Below are 17,269 nucleotides of genomic sequence, written 5' to 3'. Positions count from 1 at the left end.
GTGACTTTCATCCGGAATAAGCGCGCCTCAGTCCGTTACGCCGGGACAAATGCCCTAATGAACAACTCCCATCTTGATCCGGGAATGGCATCTGAAGGGGGGAACTCCACTCCTATACTCCTTCAGGCATTATAGAGCCCCATCCACTTGTTTAAATCTGACTTTGTACTAGAACTCTGGCTTCCACTTCATCTATAAATATCCCTCAGTTATACAGGTTACCTCCTTTTATTATCGGGTTTATTTCCCACTAGATTTATAGTTTTCCATTTTTCCTTCAATTCCCCTAATCATTACAGCCCCACCGAGTACACCCCGCCAGCCGTAACCTCAAGCGCACCGTTCAGCGGCTGGACACTCCCATCTCCAAGCTTCAGCTTCAGCTCTTGCGAATAGCCGAGGCGCAGTGTTCCATCGAACCGGGCTGTAATCCGCGCGGATACCAGAACCCCAGCCTGCCATTCGATGTCCACCTCATACCCTCCGCGCGCCTTCAGGCCGCTGATACGGCCGTTCTTCCAGACTCCCGGAAGTGCCGGAAGCAGCGTAAGCTCCCCCAGATGGCTCTGCAGCAGCATCTCTGCAATGCCGGCGGCCGCGCCGAAATTACCGTCAATCTGAAACGGCGGATGCGCATCGAACAGGTTGGGATAAACGGAGCGGGTTAGCAGCGTGCGTACATAACCGTAAGCTGCATCGCCGTCTGCGAGCCGGGCGTAGAGGTTAATCAGCCAAGCACAGCTCCAGCCCGTATGCCCTCCACCGGAGGCAACCCGCTGCTCCAGCGTTAAACGGCTAGCCTCCAGCAGCTCCGGCGTGTCCCGCCGGTTAATCCGGTTGCCCGGATACAGGCTGTACAGGTGGGAGACATGGCGGTGCCCCGGCTCGGCTTCAGCGAAGTCATAGAGCCATTCCTGCACCCGTCCATCCTTGCTTATCTTCAGCGGAGACAGCCGGGCGAGCGTCTGCTCTAGCTCCTCCTGAAGCTCAGCGTCCACGCCGAGAATGCGCGCAGCCTCCAGGCAGTGCTGCATCAACTCAGCGATCAGGCTCATATCCATGGCTGAACCCATAGATATACTGCAAGCTCTGCCATCCTCCGTGATGAACCGGTTCTCCGGCGAAGTAGACGGACTGGTAACCAGCCGGCCCTCCGGTCCTTCCACCATCCAATCCAGGCAGAATAGAGCGGCTCCCTTCATTAGCGGATACGCGGTGTCCTCCAGATAAGCAGCGTCGAGAGTGAATTCATAATGCTCCCACAGGTGGCGGCATAGCCACACCCCGCCCATTGGCCAGAAGGCCCAGCTGGCATCTCCGCCGGACGGTGTGGAAGTCCTCCACAGATCCACATTATGATGGGCTACCCAGCCGCGCGCCCCGTAATGAATAGCTGCGGTTCTGGCACCGTTCTCACTAAGCTCCTTAATCAGCTCAAAGAGCGGCTCATGGCATTCGCTGAGATTGCAGACCTCCGCCAGCCAGTAGTTCATCTGTGTATTGATATTGGTCGTGTAATTGCTGTTCCATGGCGGCTGAACATGTGGGTTCCAGATCCCCTGCAGATTCGCTGCCTGGGTTCCGGTCCGTGAGCTGCCCATCAGCAGATAGCGGCCATATTGGAACAGCAGCGCTTCGAGCGCCGGATCTTCCGCTCCGTCCTGATATGCGGCCAGACGTTCATCAGTGGGCCGCTCATCTGCCTCGTGACCGCCGAGATCCAGATCCATCCGGCGGAAGATCGCCTGGTGATCCTCAGTATGCCTTCTCCGCAGCTCCTCATAAGTCTTACCAGCCGCAGCACTTAATCTGCCGGCGCATAGCTCCGCCGGGCTTACCACTGCTTCCAAATGTTGAGCAGCCGAAGCAGTCCTATGGCTTGCTCTGGAGCGCACCTCCTCATAGTCCGTTCCGGCAGCCAGCAGCAGCAGCACATGGTCCGCGCCACTGATTACCAGCTTGCCTGCGGAATACCGGATACTTCCCCCGGTTACCTGTACACGCAGGTGCAGCTCGAATGCTACTCCAAGCCCCGCTTCATAGAGCACCGCGAGCGGATGATCCTGGTGGTAATTATCGGCAATATGCGAGGGGCAGCGGCCCTGCATTACAAGCCCGTTCCCCTCCCCCGGACTGACGCTATGCTGTAATTGGCTGTCCAATTCCAGCTCTACCTGAATTCCCCCCGGTTGACCGCTTGTCAGATGCACGACACCGACCTGGTCTGGTGTGCTGATGAACACCTCACGGGTGAAGTTGCCCTGCTCCGTCTGATAGGTCACTCTGGCAACTCCGCTATCCAGATCAAGCTCTCGTTCATAGGCCGTGCAATGCTCTGTGCCCGGCTGCGTAAGAATCAGGTCCCCGAGCGGCATGTAGGCCTGGGCGTTGACCCCCAGCATATGGGCATTCACCATATCCTCAGCCTCACCATACTGAGCTGCAGCGATTAACTCCCGGGTTCTCTTCAGATACCTAAGTGCTTCATAGTTATTGGTATCCCGGGGAAACCCCGACCATAAAGTATCCTCATTCAGCCGGATCAGCTCTCTACCCGTTCCGCCGAATACCATCGCTCCCATATGCCCGTTCCCAAGCGGCAGCGCCTCTTCCCAGACGGCTGCGGGCTGGCGGTATCTAAGCTTCCATGCGGAGTTCCTTTGTTCAGTTTCCATATTCTACTCACCCTTCGTACTAAGTTCTGAATATAGCAAAAGGCCCTGACCTAAGTCGGGCCCTTCTGCCTTCTGCTGTACATTTGATCATGCTACATCCTATTAGGATTTACAGATTTTTGCCTGTCCACAGGGATACTCTCTTCTTCACAAGCTCAGTGAATTCTTTTTCCATATCCTGAGCGCCGGCTTTATCGAGCTCAGCGAGGAAGGCGTCATAGACTTTATCGAAGTCAGCCGGTTTGGACAGAATCGCTTCCGGGATACGTTTACGTACGATATCCTGGGTCTTTTTGAAGATGACCTGATATTTACCGTCTGTCGGAACCGGCAGGTTGTACAGGGCGCCTGTTTCTTTTACAGGGAATTCATCCTCTTTCGGGAACAGGTCCTTCCAGGTAGTCGCCTTATATCCGGCAAGGGATTCCTTCTCGGCTTCTGAGTACGAAGCAACAATCTGCTCAGGGAAGCTTGTGGTGTAGTAGTTGTCTGTTGAATCCTTCACCCCGTCGCCATACCGTGCACCGAAGATCAGGTACTGGCCGATCCCGGTTGTTTTTTGAGTGTTCGCGGTATCATTGGCTAAGCCGTCACGGATCTCAGGCAGAACCTCGCGCTTGCCATTCGCATCCACAGTATAGTGCTTGTCTTTAATCCCCCAGGTTCTGAGGATCTGGCCTTCATCGGAGGACATCCAGTCCAGCCATTTGATGATCCGCTCAGGATCTTTGGCAGCCGTAGTGATTGCAATCCCGTAGCCGTCGATACCGGTCTGCATGAAGGAATGATCCTTATACTCTTCGGTCAGGGTTACAGGGAAGTGTCCATAGGTGTACTCGTCTTTGCCGGCAGCCTTCAGGGCATTCTCACCGTCGGAGTATTCCCATTCCTGGGAGATCAGACCGAGCACACGGCCGCTGGCCACTTTCGCTTTGTATTGGTCATCCTTTTGTACGAAGGTATCCTTGTCGAGCAGGCCTTGATTGTACATACCGTTCAGCCAGCGGAAATATTCCTTTTCTTCGGCGCGTTTGTAGTGAAGCTTCGCTTCGAAGGTCTCAGGGTCCACATAATATTCACCATCATCCGGTGCACCGGTTGTAGTGAAGGCCGGGTTCGTCACGGTGATCATAATCTTCCAGTCATCGGCATTCAGCGTCAGCGGAATGGTAGGCTGTCCATCGGTTTCCGGATGCAGAGCGACATAATCCTTAAGCACCTTTTCAAAATCAGCTACAGTCCGCACTTTCGGATAGCCAAGCTCTTTGAGTACACGATGCTGGATTTCAAATCCGCCTGTGGCATCGAAGGATTTCTGGCCGACACCCATATTCGTAGGAATCTGATAGATACTCTGGTCGTCCAGGCTGTACTTCAGACGGTTCATATTCTCGCCGTAGACTTTCTTGAGGTTGGGGCCATATTTGTCAATCAGGTCCGTCATATCAAGGATCAGACCGGCATCCACCAGGGTACTTAGACTTCCTTTAGCGAAAATAATATCAGGAACGTCGCCGCTCGCCGCCATCATCGCAATCTTCTGGTCGCCGCCGCCGCTGCCTACATCGAATTCAGCTTCAAGGGTGACGCCTGTCTTTTCCGTAATAGCTTTGCCGACATCATCCTGCATCTTGTTCCAGTTAGGGCTGGCATCCGCTCCGAAGAAGGTGAAGGTAGCCGGTGAGGTATCTAGAGCCGTATCATCTGCTGCAGCAGTAGCATCTGGTGTAGTTCCTGAGTTGTTAGGCGTCGTATTGTTGGCTGCATTATTGCCATTCGCTCCACAACCGGCGATCAGCATCGAGCTCATCAGCAGGAGTGTGAAGATCGTCTTGGTACTCTTGCGGTTCATTGTGTATCCCCCTTGTATCTTAATATGTTGCCTTTATGCATATCAGGTGAGACCTGAATATACCATTGTGAACGCTTGCAAAACTACCACAAATATAAATTTCCATAAATTAACACTTGGCTTAAGCGGGTTGGCTGCCAGGTTCTGCACTGAACCCGGCAGCTTCTCCTGCCCTGAGGAATGAAGGCTTAAGCCTTGACTGCACCCAGCGTCATACCTCCGACAAAATACTTTTGCAGGAACGGATAGACCACGAGAATCGGCACGGTTACGACAATCGTAATCGCCATCTTGATCGACTCCGGTGAAATCTGCGCCATCTGTCTGGCCATATCATTCGCATTTGCCATGCCGCTGCCCTGATTGGTCGAAGACAGGACCTTCATCAGCTCGAACTGCAGCGTAGTCAGATGCGGCTTGTTGCCGTTGTAGAGATAGGTGGTGAACCACTCATTCCATTGCCCCACGGCCAGGAACAAGGCGATGGTAGCCAGCACCGGCTTACAGAGCGGAAGAATGATTTTGTAGAAAATCATAAAGTCATTCGCGCCGTCCAGCTTGGCGGATTCCTGCAGAGCAAACGGCAGCCCGTCCATGAAGGAGCGGATAATGAAGACGTTGAACGCGGATACCATACCCGGCAGGATGTAGATCCAGAACGTTCCGATCAGATTCAGGTCCTTCATGAGAATGTACATCGGCACCATACCGCCGGAGAAGTACATGGTCAGGGCCAGGAATACCGAGACGAATCTTCTGGCTCTAAACTCCGGACGGCTGAGCGTAAAGGCCAGCATGGAAGCACTGATCAGCCCCAGAAGAGTACCGGAAAGGGTACGCAGAATCGATATTTTGAAGCCTTGAATCAGGCCCGTATAGCTGAATATCCGCTGGTAATTCTCCAGAGTCCAGACCCGCGGGAAGATATAGATGCCGCCCCGGACTGTATCTGTAGATTCATTGAAGGAAATCGCCAGCACGTTCAGAAAGGGATATAACGTCACAATCATAATCAGAATTAGAGCGATATAGAGAAAAATATCGAAAATACGTTCACCTTTTGACATTTGAAAAGCTTTGCTGCTCATGGATGATCCCCTCCTTACATAATGCTTTCTTTGGCAAATTTCTTCATCAGACCGTTGGCGGTAAACAGCAGGATGACACTCACTACCGAGGTGAACATGCTTATCGCCGTACCGTAGGAGAACCGTCCAATCTGTATCCCGTATTTAAGCGCATACAAATCCAGCACTTCCGAATAATCGGTAACCATGTTGTTCTGCAGCTGGAATTGCTTCTCGAAGCCGATGCCGACAAGATGGCCGATATTCATAATCAGCAGCACCATCACCGTTGTGCGGATACCCGGCAGCGTAATATTGAACATCTGCTTGACCCGTCCTGCACCGTCCACTTTGGCCGCTTCATACAGCTCTTTATCAATGCCTGTAATCGCTGCCAGATAGATGATCGCGTTCCAGCCCGTTTCCTTCCAGATGTCAGCAGCCGTTAAGACTCCCCAGAAGTATTTCCCTTTGGCCATGAACTGAATCGGCTCATCAATCACATTCATCCAGAGCAGCAGATCATTCACGATCCCCCCGTCAATCGCAAGCGTCTTGTAGACAATCCCGCCTACAACGACCCAGGATACAAAGTGGGGCAGGTAAGATATCGTCTGGACCGATCTCTTGAAGACGTTGCCGCGCAGCTCATTGAGCATCACGGCGAACAGGATAGGAACCACGAAGCCGAAGATCAGTCCCAGCATGCTCATCGCCAGTGTATTTCTTAATACGAGGTAGAAGCGTTCATCCTGGAACAGCTCCCTGAAGTTGTCCAGTCCGACCCATTTCTGCTCGCTGAACGACCTGACTGGCTTATAATTCTGGAAGGCCATTAGCCATCCCCATATGGGCACATAGCTGAATATAAATACCCAGATTACGAATGGAAGGGACATCAGGTATAAGTACTTTTGCTGGAGTACGCTTTTCCAAAATCCACTATTCCGTTTCGCAGGTGGGCGGGGGGTTACGCTTTCATTTGCTGTAACACCGCTTTCAGTGAGCGCTTTCACGATCATTATTCCCCCTTCGCTTTGATAGCTTTATCTTATCCCAGCGCCGGGGGCGAGAATACCCAACAGATTTCACGTAAAAACCTATAGAAATTAGACATTCTCCCCGCCTGTATCCCCTTAAGCCTTCAAATCACTGCCCTTAGGGATTGAAAATGTAATCCGGGTCCCCTCTCCCTCCCGGCTGGAGATGTTCAGCCCATGCTCTGCTCCGTAATACAGGGTCAGTCTCTGCTGCACATTGCGCAGCCCGATCCGGCCCTGCTCTTCTTCCTCTGCCTTGGTGATGACCTCCATAATCTCGGACAGCCGTCCTTCCTTCATGCCGATCCCGTCATCCATTACAATCACCTGAATCTCCTGATTCTCCCTGAGGGTAATGGCGATGCTGACATGCACCGTGCCTTCCTTGTTCTCCAGACCGTGAACGACAGAATTCTCCACCAGCGGCTGGATAATCAGCGGCGGGATCATCACCTCAGCGGCGGCGGGATCGAAGGTAATCTCATACTCCAGCCTGTCCTCGTACCGGAACTTCTGAATCTCCAGATAGGAGCGGATCATCTCAATCTCTTCCTTGATCGGCGCTCTCTCCCGGCCTACTTCCAGATTCTTGCGCATCAGCTTGCCCAGTAGCCTGACTATATTAGCGATCTCCTTCTCTCCCCGCAGATGGGCGTTCATCCGGATCGACTCCAGTGCGTTGAACAGAAAATGCGGATGAATCTGGCTGGCCATCATCTTCAGCTTAATCTCCCGCTGCGCGATCTCCAGCGTGCTGTTCTTCTCATTGCTCTCTATCACCTGGGTAATCAGCTGGTTGATGCTGGCTACCATGTAGTTGAACTGGCGCGACAGCTGGCCGATCTCGTCTGTTCCGTCAATGTGGGAGACGACGTTCAGGTTCCCGAGAGCCACTTGATTGAGCTGGCGGCTCAGCCGCAGCAGCCGGTTGCTCGTCAGCAGCGAGATAGTATAGACCAGTACAAGCGCAACCAGCAGCACCCCGATTACGATAAACAGACCCAGCTGACTCACCTTATTGGCATCGCTCAGAATGCTTTTGGTCTCAAATACGGAAATGATCTTCAGCTTGCTGACACTCAGCTCAGGGATCATCTCATCAATCATGACGTAGGAATCCTTATCCTTCACCTGGGTCATGAACACACCTTTGGATTGCGACTGCACATTTATCCCTATGTCAAAAGTATCCACCGTGCTGCCTACCAGCTGCGGGTTTTTGGCGGACACAATATAGCCCTGCTCATCGACAATGATGGTCTCGAACGGCTCCTGGTGCAGCATCTGGTTCAGCTCATCCTGATTCACCTGCACCATCAGCACTCCCGACTTGCTGTATTCAGGGTAGGGCACCTGGCGGACCAGACTCAGCTTGTTGATGGTCCCTTTGGGGCTGTTGATATAAGGGTCCTTGTCGTGGATATACATCCAGTAGATCTGATTGTTCTGCATAGCTTGTATATACCAGTTTCTCATACGGATCTCCGGCGTTACCGGCGCGATGGACATATCATCCACCAGTGTGGGATTATCGATGAAAAAGCGGATATTGGAGATTTCCCGGTACCGCAGCACATATTCCTTGAGGTCGGTATAATTCAGATAAGCCTTGGTCAGCTCCAGGATACTCGGATAATGCGTATTGACCAGCCGCTCCAGATCCTCATCGAAATAGAGCAGATTCGAAATATCTGTAGGGACACGCAGCTTGCTGTACAACTGGCTTTTGATCTTTTCCACGTTGTTGGTGGCCTGATCTATCGCTCTGTTCAAGGCGCCTTCCCGAAAATAATTCGTCAGAATTACCCCTGCAATCAGCACGGGAATCATCACCACTATGATATAAAAGAAGATCAGCTTGTATTTCAGCTTCATGTTATTGACCATCCGCACCAGCTTCTTGATATCAATCTCCCCTCTCTATACAAACAGGCTGCTCCCGGTCTTCTGCAAGAAGGGGAACAGCCTGTATATCATAAGCCTCATACCTGATTTTCTGCAAGCCTTCCGCGACCTACAGTTCCAAATTTCCCCTCCGCTTCTTTTTGCTTTTCGTTAAGTGCTTTAGCGCTTCTTAGATAAGACTAGTTCTCCTTGCGGTATGCGCTTGGGGAGACGCCGACATATTTGCGGAATTTGGCATTGAAATAATCGGAATTCATGTATCCCACCTGCTCCGCCACCTCATAGACCTTCATGCCCTGGGTCAGCAGCTGCTTGGCCTTCTCGATCCGCACCTTATCCAGATAGGTGTTAAAGTGCTCACCTACCTGGTTCTTGAACATTTTACCCAAGTAGGCGCTATTGTAGTTAAAAATCTCCGCAAGTGTGCCCAGCTTCAAATTCTCCTTATACCGCCGCTGGATCAAATCCGTAATCCGCTTAATCTCATCGCCGCGTACGCTTCCGCTGCCCGTCAGCCTGGAGAGCTGCTCCATATAGCCCGACACCAGCCGCTCTGCATCATGCAGATACCTGCTGCTGTAGACCTCGCCCATCGGCGAGGCTTGTCCGGCAATCAGCGGGCGCAGCTCGGGACTCGCCGCCTCCAGCCGGGCAATCGTGCTGCTGACAATCCGCAGCAGCTGGTCCTTGATATAAGTCTCGTCCCGCTGGGTATGCACCAGTTGGCGGATAATCTGCAGCGTAAGCTCCCTGGCCACCTCGCTACTGCCAGCCTCTACTGCCAGCAGCAGCTGCACCTCGATATCACGCTCGGGGTCCAGCTCCTCCTCCGGTTCAACCGCGCCTTGTGCAGACTCCTCCCACAGGTCCGGCATTCCACAGAGCAGTGTGTTCTTCTGCCCGAAGAAGGCATCCTCCAGCCGGGCGCGCGCAGCCCCGAAGGACTCTCCGGCCTCCTCCGGCCGGACAGCCGCTCCGCCCGTTGCGGCCACGAACTCCAGCCCCTCCTTCGAGATCAGGTAGTGCAGCTCCTGCCAGAGCGCCGCCCGGGCGCGTTCATCCCGGAGCGGCTCCTTCAGCAGAATTCCCATATACGGGGGGAGGGTGAAGAAGAAACCGCGCTCCTCCTGCTCCTGCCAATGCCGCTCCATCAGCCCCTTCACCGACTCTTCGCGGGCATCCTCCCCCTTGTTAAGCCCTTTCAATTCCAGCAGCACTACTTCGCAGCTGCTGTCCCCCAGGCCCAACTCGGCAGCCGCCTCTCCGGCTTCCTTCGACTGCAGCAGCTCCCGCACCAGCACCTCGGTGGTTCTTGCCGGCTCCAGAGCCTGCCATTCGTTGATCCGTTCTTCCAGGCTGATCTTCTCCCGCAGCTCCTGCAGATAGCTGATCAGCTCCTCCTCATCCACCGGCTTGAGTAAATATCCGTCAATATGATAGGAAATAGCTTGCTTCGCATATTCAAAATCGGCATAGCCGCTCAGAATCAGCACATGGCAGCCCGGATTCTCCTTGCGCAGCTCAGCAATCAATTCCAGCCCGCTCATCCCCGGCATACGAATATCTGCAATTACAAGTCCAGGGTCCAGCTCACGGAATTTGTCCAGCGCTTCATAACCGTTAGCCGCTGTCGCCACCACGGTATACCCCTCTTCCTCCCAGGGAATCAAGGTGCGCATCCCTTCCCTCAGCTTGGGCTCATCATCCACAATCAGTACTTTGATCAATAGGGTGCCTCCCTTCACAGAGCTTATAACAGATTCTACAGCAAAGCTTATACCATAACGCGTATAAAGAAAACAAGCTGCCACCCTATACAGGATGGCAGTCATTCCATGCAGATATTCTATTTGCGGTAAGAGGCCAGCTTCTCATTCAGCCCGCGGGTCTGTCCGTATACATCCTGGTACAAAGCGAAGATCCCGTCATATAGTGCCGCCTGCTCTGCGTTAGGAGTATAGGTCTCTGCCGGACGGATGAAGGCTTCCGCACATTCACCCAGGGACTCGAACCAGCCTGCGCCATAGGCTGCCAGCATAGCTGCGCCCATAGCCGGACCCTGCTCGCTCTCCAGCTTGATGATCGTAGCGCCGAAGATATCAGCCTGCATCTGCAGCCAGGCTTCATTCTTCGCACCGCCGCCGATCGCCACGACCTCGGTAATCTCTTTGCCGGATTCACGCACAATCTCAATCGATTCACGCAGCGAGAACGTGATGCCTTCCAGCACAGCCCGGGTAAAGTGGGACAGGGTATGTCCGGAATCCATACCGATGAAGCTGCCGCGGATGCTCGCATCCGGGTGCGGTGTACGTTCCCCGCTGATGTACGGGGTGAACAAGAGACCGCTGCTGCCAGCCGGGATTTCGTTCACTCCCCGCAGTAATTCGTCGAAGCTCTTGTCTGCTGCAAAGGTCTCCTTGAACCAGGTCAGGCTGTGTCCTGCTGCCAAGGTAACACCCATAATATAGAAGGCATCCTTCTCACTGTGGTTGAAGAAATGCACTTTGCCTTCGAGGTTAAGATCCTTGTTACTCTCGTAGGACAATACCACACCGGAAGTGCCGATACTGCACATCGTCCGGCCTTCACCCAGAATGCCGGCACCCAGTGCGCCGCAAGCATTGTCTGCCCCGCCGGCGAACACCTTGGTGGTAGGAAGCAGACCGGAGGCTTCGGCCACCGCCGGAAGCAGGGTTCCGGTCTGCTCGAAGGATTCCACGAGTCTCGGGCAGAGAGAGACCGGCAGATCGAACGCTCCGGCAATCTCCGCACTCCACTGCTTCGCTCCTACGTCGAGCAGCAGGGTTCCGGCTGCATCGGAGTAGTCCATGGCGTAGTCACCTGTCAGGTGGTAGCGCACATAATCCTTCGGCAGCAGGAACAATGCAGCCTTCGCGAGCACCTCAGGCTCATGCTCCTGGACCCACAGAATCTTCGGAAGCGTGAAGCCTTCGAGCGCGCGGTTGCGGGCGATATCGATCAGCTTGCTGCCGAGCTTCTTCTCAATCTTACGGCATTCCGCAGTCGTACGCGTATCATTCCATAGAATGGCGGGACGCAGCGCCTTGCCTTCACTGTCAACAAGCACAAGCCCGTGCATCTGGCCGGAGAAGCTGATGCCGTCGATCTGTGCAGGCTCTGCACCCGATACTTCCATCAGACGCTTCAGGCTGGCGATGGTTCCCTTCACCCAATCCTCCGGGTTCTGTTCACTCCAGTTCGGCTGGGGTCTGCTGAGCGGATACGCTTCAGAGTGCTCGAAAGCAACCTTGCCCTGGGGATCTACCAGTACAGTCTTTACCGCGCTGGTTCCAAGATCGACACCGATTACATATTTCATAGTTAGCCTCCTAAAAGTTTTGCGAGCTTCTGCTTCCTGTAGTCACATCAAGCAAAACTCGCTTCGTAAGCATCTGCTTAGTTATATGAAGCATTACTTCTCTTGGAACATCTCCGCAATATAACTCGCTTCGTAAGCATAATCTTAAGTTTTGCGAGCTTCCGCTTCCTGAGTCACTTCAAAGCAAAACTCGCTTCGTAAGCATCTGCTTAGTTATATGAAGCATTACTTCTCTTGGAACATCTCCGCAATATAACTGGTACAACCTCAGAACTATAGAAGTGAATTCAGTTCAGCCGTACAGCTATTTATGGATTGTGGTTCCAAGTGAACATGCAACGAGATGCTTCACCTTATAACAAGCGCCTCCACATCAAGGTCCGGCTAAGGCGATTGTATTTCCTGCAATAGATTCCACTTAAATCAGCCGAAAATCGTGAGCTATTGCATTTTGTACACTAGAATTCCTTGAAAAGGCTGTTCTGAACGTCATCCTCAAACATCTATTGTACGAAATACAGCAGAATGCTATTTTCCAGCGAAAGCAGGGCATTCTATTGCACAAAATACACTCACACATCCCTACTCCTCAAGTAACCCCGCTATTCCGTATTAAAAAGGGGCTGCCGAAGAATGCTCTCTTCAGCAACCCCCGTTGCGTGTATGCTCTAATGAATCTGCGGGCAATCCGCAAATCCGGCAGCGTCTTACTCAGCAGTCAGGATGTACTGGTTAAGTGTAGCTCTCAGCAGTTCCTGACGTCCGGATTTGTTCGGACGCGGGCTCTCGTTGTTCAGCGCGTAGTCAGCCAGCGAAGCAAGTGTCGCTTTGCCGGATACGATGTCAGCGCCAACGCCTTCGTTGAAGCTGCTGTAACGCTCAGCGATGAAGTTCTCGAATACGCCGTCTTCAAGCAGCTTAGCAGCTACCTTCAGGCCCTTAGCGTATACGTCCATACCGGAGATGTGTGCCAGGAACAGATCCTCAGGCTCGAAGGAAGGACGGCGTACTTTGGAGTCAAAGTTGATTCCGCCTTTGCCCAGACCATCGTTCTTCAGTACTTCATAGAGAGTCAGTGTAGCATCATAGATGCTTGCAGGGAATTCATCTGTATCCCAGCCGAGCAATGGATCGCCCTGGTTCGCATCCAGTGATCCCAGCATGCCGTTGATACGGGCTACATGCAGCTCGTGCTCAAATGTGTGTCCAGCCAGAGTAGCATGGTTCGCTTCAAGATTCAGCTTGAAGTGCTTATCCAGGTTGTACTTCTGCAGGAAGGCGATGCAAGTTGCTGCATCGAAGTCATACTGGTGCTTGGTAGGCTCTTTCGGCTTAGGCTCGATCAGGAACTGGCCGTCGAAGCCGATTTCCTTCGCATAATCAACAGCCATGGTGAACAGGCGGGCAATGTTGTCCTGCTCCAGCTGCATATTGGTGTTCAGCAGTGTCTCATAACCTTCACGGCCGCCCCAGAATACATAGTTGTCAGCGCCCAGACGTTTACCCACTTCCAGACCCTTCTTCACTTGTGCAGCAGCGTGTGCGAATACGTCAGCGTTGCAGGTGGAGCCTGCACCGTGCATGTAGCGCGGGTTGGTGAACATGTTGGCAGTGTTCCACAGCAGTTTTTTGCCGGAAGCCTTCATGCCTTGTTCAAGGATGTCTACGATGGTATCGATGTTGCTGTAGAATTCACGCAGGGACGCGCCTTCAGGAGCGATGTCCACATCATGGAAGCAGTAGTACTGCAGGTCCATCTTCTCCATGAATTCGAATGCTGCTTCTGCACGGGCCTTAGCCTTGTCCAGTGTGCTCAGTTTGTCCCAAGCGCGGACTGCAGTTTCAGCGCCGAACGGGTCGGAACCGCCAGCTGTTAATGTATGCCAGTAAGCCATTGCAAATTTCAGGTGTTCTTCCATTGTTTTGCCGGCTACGATTTCTTTCGGATTGTAGAATTTGAATGCATAAGGGTTGGTGGAACGGCTTCCCTCGTAAGAGACCTTGCTCACTGTTTCAAAATAAGCCATTTGTAAAATCCTCCTCGATATTTTGCTTCGCCCGCAAGCGTTTACAGCATCATCTTAACACATCTCTTTGACTTTGTATATTGGTTAAACAAAGTTTTTTTATTTTTATATTTCCCGCCGCGGGATCGTCCTGATCCAACGGATATAGTTGCATTTTTACGCTCTTCATTCTAGACTAGGGGGCATACCCGCGCAGCGGAGAGCGGCTTCACAGCTACCCTCTTCCCGTCTGTGCAAGGGCCCCGTAATCTGTCGGTTCTATTCTGATAAATTCTTATATTGTAAAAGGAAGTGTGCTGCTTGAAAGTTACCGGTGATCAGGCGCTGGTCAAAAAAATAAACAAATCGATTATTTTACATACCATCCGTATGCATTCCCCCATCTCGCGGGCCAAGGTATCCGAGGTGACAGGCCTGAATAAAGCTACCGTCTCCAATCTGGTAGCCGAGCTATGCGGGCAGTCGCTGGTTACTGAGGCCGGACCCGGAGAATCCAGCGGCGGGCGTAAGCCGCTGATGCTGCATTTTAACGAAATGGCGGGAAGTGTGATCGGGATCGAGCTGCGCGTGAAACAGCTGAAGGCCGTACTCTGCAACCTGGGGGGCGGCATTCTTCATGAACGGGACAGTGTGCTGGAGAACCACGACTTTCCTTATGTGCTCGGGCAGATGCAGCAGATGATCTCGGAGCTGATCGCTACGGCTCCGCCTTCTCCTTACGGACTCGTCGGCATTGGTGTCGGCGTCCCGGGAATGGTCGATGAGCAAGGCGTTGTCCTGTTCGCGCCCAACCTGGGCTGGGAGATGGTAGACCTGCGTTCGATTCTGGAAAGCGCCTTCGCGGTGCCGGTCACCATTGATAATGAGGCCAATGCAGGCGCCCAGGGTGAGCTGAACTTCGGGGCGGCGCGTGATGTGCGCCATCTGCTGTATATCAGCGCCGGCTCGGGGATCGGGTCGGGGATTATTATCGGCGGAGAATTGTATAAGGGCGCGCGCGGTTATGCGGGTGAGACTGGACATATGACGATTGAAGCGGAAGGCAAGCCGTGCAGCTGCGGCAGCCGGGGCTGCTGGGAGCTGTACGCCTCCGAGAAAACCTATGATAACCCCGGCCTCGCCCTCCCGGCCCGCACAACGACCGGACTGGTCAAGTATGCGCTTGAGGGGCAGCCCGATACGCTAAGCCATTTCAACTCCATCGGCGAGTATCTGGGGATCGGAGTGACCAATCTGATCAACAGCTTCAACCCTGAGCTGATCGTTATCGGCGGCGCTCTATCGGAGGCGGAGCCATGGCTCGGCGAGCCGCTGCGCCGGGTCGTAGCTGAGCGTACCCTCCCTTACCACAAGCAACAGCTTGAAATCACCTTCTCCAGGCTGGGAAGCCGGGGAACCATGATTGGAGCGGGTTTTTCAGCGGTGATGCATTTTCTGGGCAACATCCGCGTCACTCTATAGACTCTTAAACTCTTATATTTCTTAAAATCGCCGCATTTTTTTCTGCATTTCCTGCTCTAAAAGGAGTAGCTATCCTATATAATAAGGATACTTGTGTGACATTTGTCACCACACCCTTTTTTCTGAAATGGAGAGAGAATCCATGACTTATGTTGATACGTCTGATATTTCGGCGAAGATGTTCATCGCGGTGCTGCTGCTGCTGCTCATCATTGCTCCGCTCGTCAGCCTCGGTGTCCTGCGTCTGTTCCAGTCGCGGAAGAAATCGGGATTCCTCCTTATCGCCAGCGGCATTGCCGTCTATGCTGTCTTTCAGATGTTCATGTCTCTTACCTGAGGCCTGCAAGCAGACAGGAATGACGCAAGCAAGTGGAGAAGCAGCATTTAAGATTGTTCATATTCGCTGAAGCAGGCCAACGGGCAGATTGAAATGTTGTTTTTCCTCCGTACGCACGCAAAAAGCCGCCTCCCTCCGGGAAGCGGCTCTATTTATTTCAGGACTGCCGGCTATTATTCTGTTGCAGCCAAAGCCTTGTCGAACTTGGTCTTGTTCATACCGACGATCTTCATATCCCCGATCACCGTAATCGGCACAGCTCTCATGCCCATATCCCACACCTGCTGGGCGTACTCTTCATTCTGCTCGATGTTGCGTTCTTCGTACGCTACCCCTTTATCGCTCAGGAAGCTTTTCACCTGACGGCAATGCGGGCAATTCGTCGATGTGTACACAATTACATTCTCCATAGTATGATTTCCTCCTCGTATCTAAGTATTAGACTCTGAGCTCTATTGTAGCACCGGAATCCCTGCTTCTCCAAATGCCGGACTTACATAATTACTGCGCTGTGCTCCAGACTCTCGATATATTTCTCGGCATCCATAGCCGCCATACAGCCGCTGCCTGCCGCCGTAATGGCCTGTCTGTAACGGGTATCCTGCACGTCGCCGCAGGCGAATACGCCGGGAATGTTCGTCTCGGAGGTTCCGGGATTCGATACGATATAACCGTTCGCATCCGTAGTGATCTGTCCGCCCAGGAAAGCCGTATTCGGATGATGGCCGACCGCCACGAATACCCCGCTGGCTTCAATGAACTCTTCTTCGCCAGTCTCGTTGTTGATTACCTTCAGACCGGTTACCCCCTTGTCTCCGGCAATCACTTCAACAGGGGTACGGTTCAGTCCCCAGGTCACTTTGGCGTTATCGCGGACACGGTCCTGCATAATCTTCGAGGCCCGCAGCTCTTCACGGCGGTGCACCAAGGTTACCTTGGAAGCAAAACGCGTCAGGAAGCCCGCTTCTTCAAGCGCGGAATCGCCGCCGCCGACCACCACGATCTCTTTGCCGCGGAAGAAAAATCCGTCACAGGTAGCACAAGTGCTGACCCCGCGTCCGATGTTATCCTGCTCCCCGGGAATCCCGAGATACTTGGCTGTGGCACCCGTTGAGATAATCAGCGTATCCGTAATCAGTGTGCCCATGCCCTCCACGTTCAGCTTGAACGGACGGTCGCCCAGCTCCACGCTGTTCACCCAGCCGGTCACGAACTGTGCGCCGAAACGCTCAGCCTGCTTGCGCATATTATCCATCAGATCGGGACCCAGAATACCTTCCGGGAATCCCGGGAAGTTCTCGATCTCCGTTGTAGTCGTAAGCTGTCCGCCTGGCTGCGGACCTTCGATCACGAGCGGGTTCAGGTTCGCCCGGGCCAAATATATAGCAGCTGTCAATCCGGCCGGTCCAGTACCGACAATAATTGATTTGTACATGATGATATCCCCCTTGAGATGGACGGAAAAGACGCCATTCCTTATTTAAAATAATTATAATCTAGTATTTATTATGATCACCTCAAGGGGAGTTGTCAATATGCCAGACCCGTTGTAAACGCTCCTT

General features: G+C 53.0%; 12 protein-coding genes. 2 read left to right on the top strand and 10 right to left on the bottom strand.

Going from position 1 to position 17,269, the window contains the following annotated elements; genetic code table 11:
* Window positions 1-293: 293 nt before the first annotated feature.
* The 8 genes from NSS64_RS00840 to xylA all read right to left on the bottom strand — a co-directional run bounded on the left by NSS64_RS00840 (window position 294) and on the right by xylA (window position 13,909).
* Entirely contained in the window at window positions 294-2,675 is a 2,382-nt protein-coding gene (locus NSS64_RS00840; protein WP_341138914.1) for a glycoside hydrolase family 95 protein, read from the bottom strand.
* A gap of 109 nt (window positions 2,676-2,784) precedes the next feature.
* Window positions 2,785-4,527, bottom strand: coding sequence for an ABC transporter substrate-binding protein (locus NSS64_RS00835; protein ID WP_340994499.1), 1,743 nt, complete (start codon window positions 4,525-4,527; stop codon window positions 2,785-2,787).
* Window positions 4,528-4,715: 188 nt separating this feature from the next.
* Window positions 4,716-5,615, bottom strand: coding sequence for a carbohydrate ABC transporter permease (locus NSS64_RS00830; RefSeq protein WP_340937964.1), 900 nt, complete (start codon window positions 5,613-5,615; stop codon window positions 4,716-4,718).
* A gap of 14 nt (window positions 5,616-5,629) precedes the next feature.
* Window positions 5,630-6,616, bottom strand: a complete 987-nt coding sequence (locus NSS64_RS00825; RefSeq protein WP_081751337.1) for an ABC transporter permease — start codon at window positions 6,614-6,616, stop codon at window positions 5,630-5,632.
* 114 nt (window positions 6,617-6,730) lie between these two features.
* Window positions 6,731-8,521, bottom strand: a complete 1,791-nt coding sequence (locus tag NSS64_RS00820) for a cache domain-containing sensor histidine kinase (RefSeq protein WP_341138913.1) — start codon at window positions 8,519-8,521, stop codon at window positions 6,731-6,733.
* A 197-nt stretch (window positions 8,522-8,718) separates the two neighbouring features.
* Window positions 8,719-10,266 (bottom strand): response regulator transcription factor, encoded by a 1,548-nt coding sequence (locus NSS64_RS00815; protein ID WP_341138912.1) that lies wholly within the window; start codon window positions 10,264-10,266, stop codon window positions 8,719-8,721.
* Window positions 10,267-10,385: 119 nt separating this feature from the next.
* Window positions 10,386-11,882 carry a xylulokinase gene (xylB, locus tag NSS64_RS00810; protein WP_341138911.1) on the bottom strand — a complete coding sequence of 499 codons (1,497 nt, stop codon included), beginning with the start codon at window positions 11,880-11,882 and terminating at the stop codon, window positions 10,386-10,388.
* A gap of 707 nt (window positions 11,883-12,589) precedes the next feature.
* Window positions 12,590-13,909, bottom strand: a complete 1,320-nt coding sequence (gene xylA / locus NSS64_RS00805) for a xylose isomerase (RefSeq protein WP_341138910.1) — start codon at window positions 13,907-13,909, stop codon at window positions 12,590-12,592.
* Window positions 13,910-14,209: 300 nt separating this feature from the next.
* Here xylA and NSS64_RS00800 point away from each other — a divergent pair, with 300 nt between their 5' ends.
* A complete protein-coding gene (locus NSS64_RS00800; RefSeq protein WP_341138909.1) occupies window positions 14,210-15,370 on the top strand; it encodes an ROK family transcriptional regulator in 1,161 nt (386 codons plus the stop codon).
* A gap of 142 nt (window positions 15,371-15,512) precedes the next feature.
* Window positions 15,513-15,707 carry a hypothetical protein gene (locus NSS64_RS00795; RefSeq protein ID WP_036694925.1) on the top strand — a complete coding sequence of 65 codons (195 nt, stop codon included), beginning with the start codon at window positions 15,513-15,515 and terminating at the stop codon, window positions 15,705-15,707.
* A 173-nt stretch (window positions 15,708-15,880) separates the two neighbouring features.
* Here the strand turns inward: NSS64_RS00795 and NSS64_RS00790 are convergent, their stop codons facing one another.
* A complete protein-coding gene (locus NSS64_RS00790) occupies window positions 15,881-16,117 on the bottom strand; it encodes a glutaredoxin family protein (protein ID WP_036694922.1) in 237 nt (78 codons plus the stop codon).
* Window positions 16,118-16,200: 83 nt separating this feature from the next.
* Window positions 16,201-17,142 (bottom strand): thioredoxin-disulfide reductase, encoded by a 942-nt coding sequence (gene trxB / locus NSS64_RS00785; RefSeq protein WP_036694921.1) that lies wholly within the window; start codon window positions 17,140-17,142, stop codon window positions 16,201-16,203.
* Window positions 17,143-17,269 lie beyond the last annotated feature (127 nt).

It is taken from the genome of Paenibacillus sp. FSL H8-0122 (genome assembly GCF_038005345.1).
GTDB lineage: Bacteria > Bacillota > Bacilli > Paenibacillales > Paenibacillaceae > Paenibacillus_AQ.
The sequence above is the reverse complement of the archived record's forward strand: the minus strand, read 5'-3'. Positions and strand labels throughout refer to the sequence as shown.

What these genes read in the sequence shown, in the direction of transcription:
- NSS64_RS00840 (WP_341138914.1), bottom strand. Translation starts at nt 2,675, where the DNA reads ATGGAAACTGAACAAAGGAACTCCGCATGGAAGCTTAGATACCGCCAG.
- NSS64_RS00835 (WP_340994499.1), bottom strand. Translation starts at nt 4,527, where the DNA reads ATGAACCGCAAGAGTACCAAGACGATCTTCACACTCCTGCTGATGAGC.
- NSS64_RS00830 (WP_340937964.1), bottom strand. Translation starts at nt 5,615, where the DNA reads ATGAGCAGCAAAGCTTTTCAAATGTCAAAAGGTGAACGTATTTTCGAT.
- NSS64_RS00825 (WP_081751337.1), bottom strand. Translation starts at nt 6,616, where the DNA reads ATGATCGTGAAAGCGCTCACTGAAAGCGGTGTTACAGCAAATGAAAGC.
- NSS64_RS00820 (WP_341138913.1), bottom strand. Translation starts at nt 8,521, where the DNA reads ATGGTCAATAACATGAAGCTGAAATACAAGCTGATCTTCTTTTATATC.
- xylB (WP_341138911.1), bottom strand. Translation starts at nt 11,882, where the DNA reads ATGAAATATGTAATCGGTGTCGATCTTGGAACCAGCGCGGTAAAGACT.
- xylA (WP_341138910.1), bottom strand. Translation starts at nt 13,909, where the DNA reads ATGGCTTATTTTGAAACAGTGAGCAAGGTCTCTTACGAGGGAAGCCGT.
- NSS64_RS00795 (WP_036694925.1), top strand. Translation starts at nt 15,513, where the DNA reads ATGACTTATGTTGATACGTCTGATATTTCGGCGAAGATGTTCATCGCG.
- NSS64_RS00790 (WP_036694922.1), bottom strand. Translation starts at nt 16,117, where the DNA reads ATGGAGAATGTAATTGTGTACACATCGACGAATTGCCCGCATTGCCGT.
- trxB (WP_036694921.1), bottom strand. Translation starts at nt 17,142, where the DNA reads ATGTACAAATCAATTATTGTCGGTACTGGACCGGCCGGATTGACAGCT.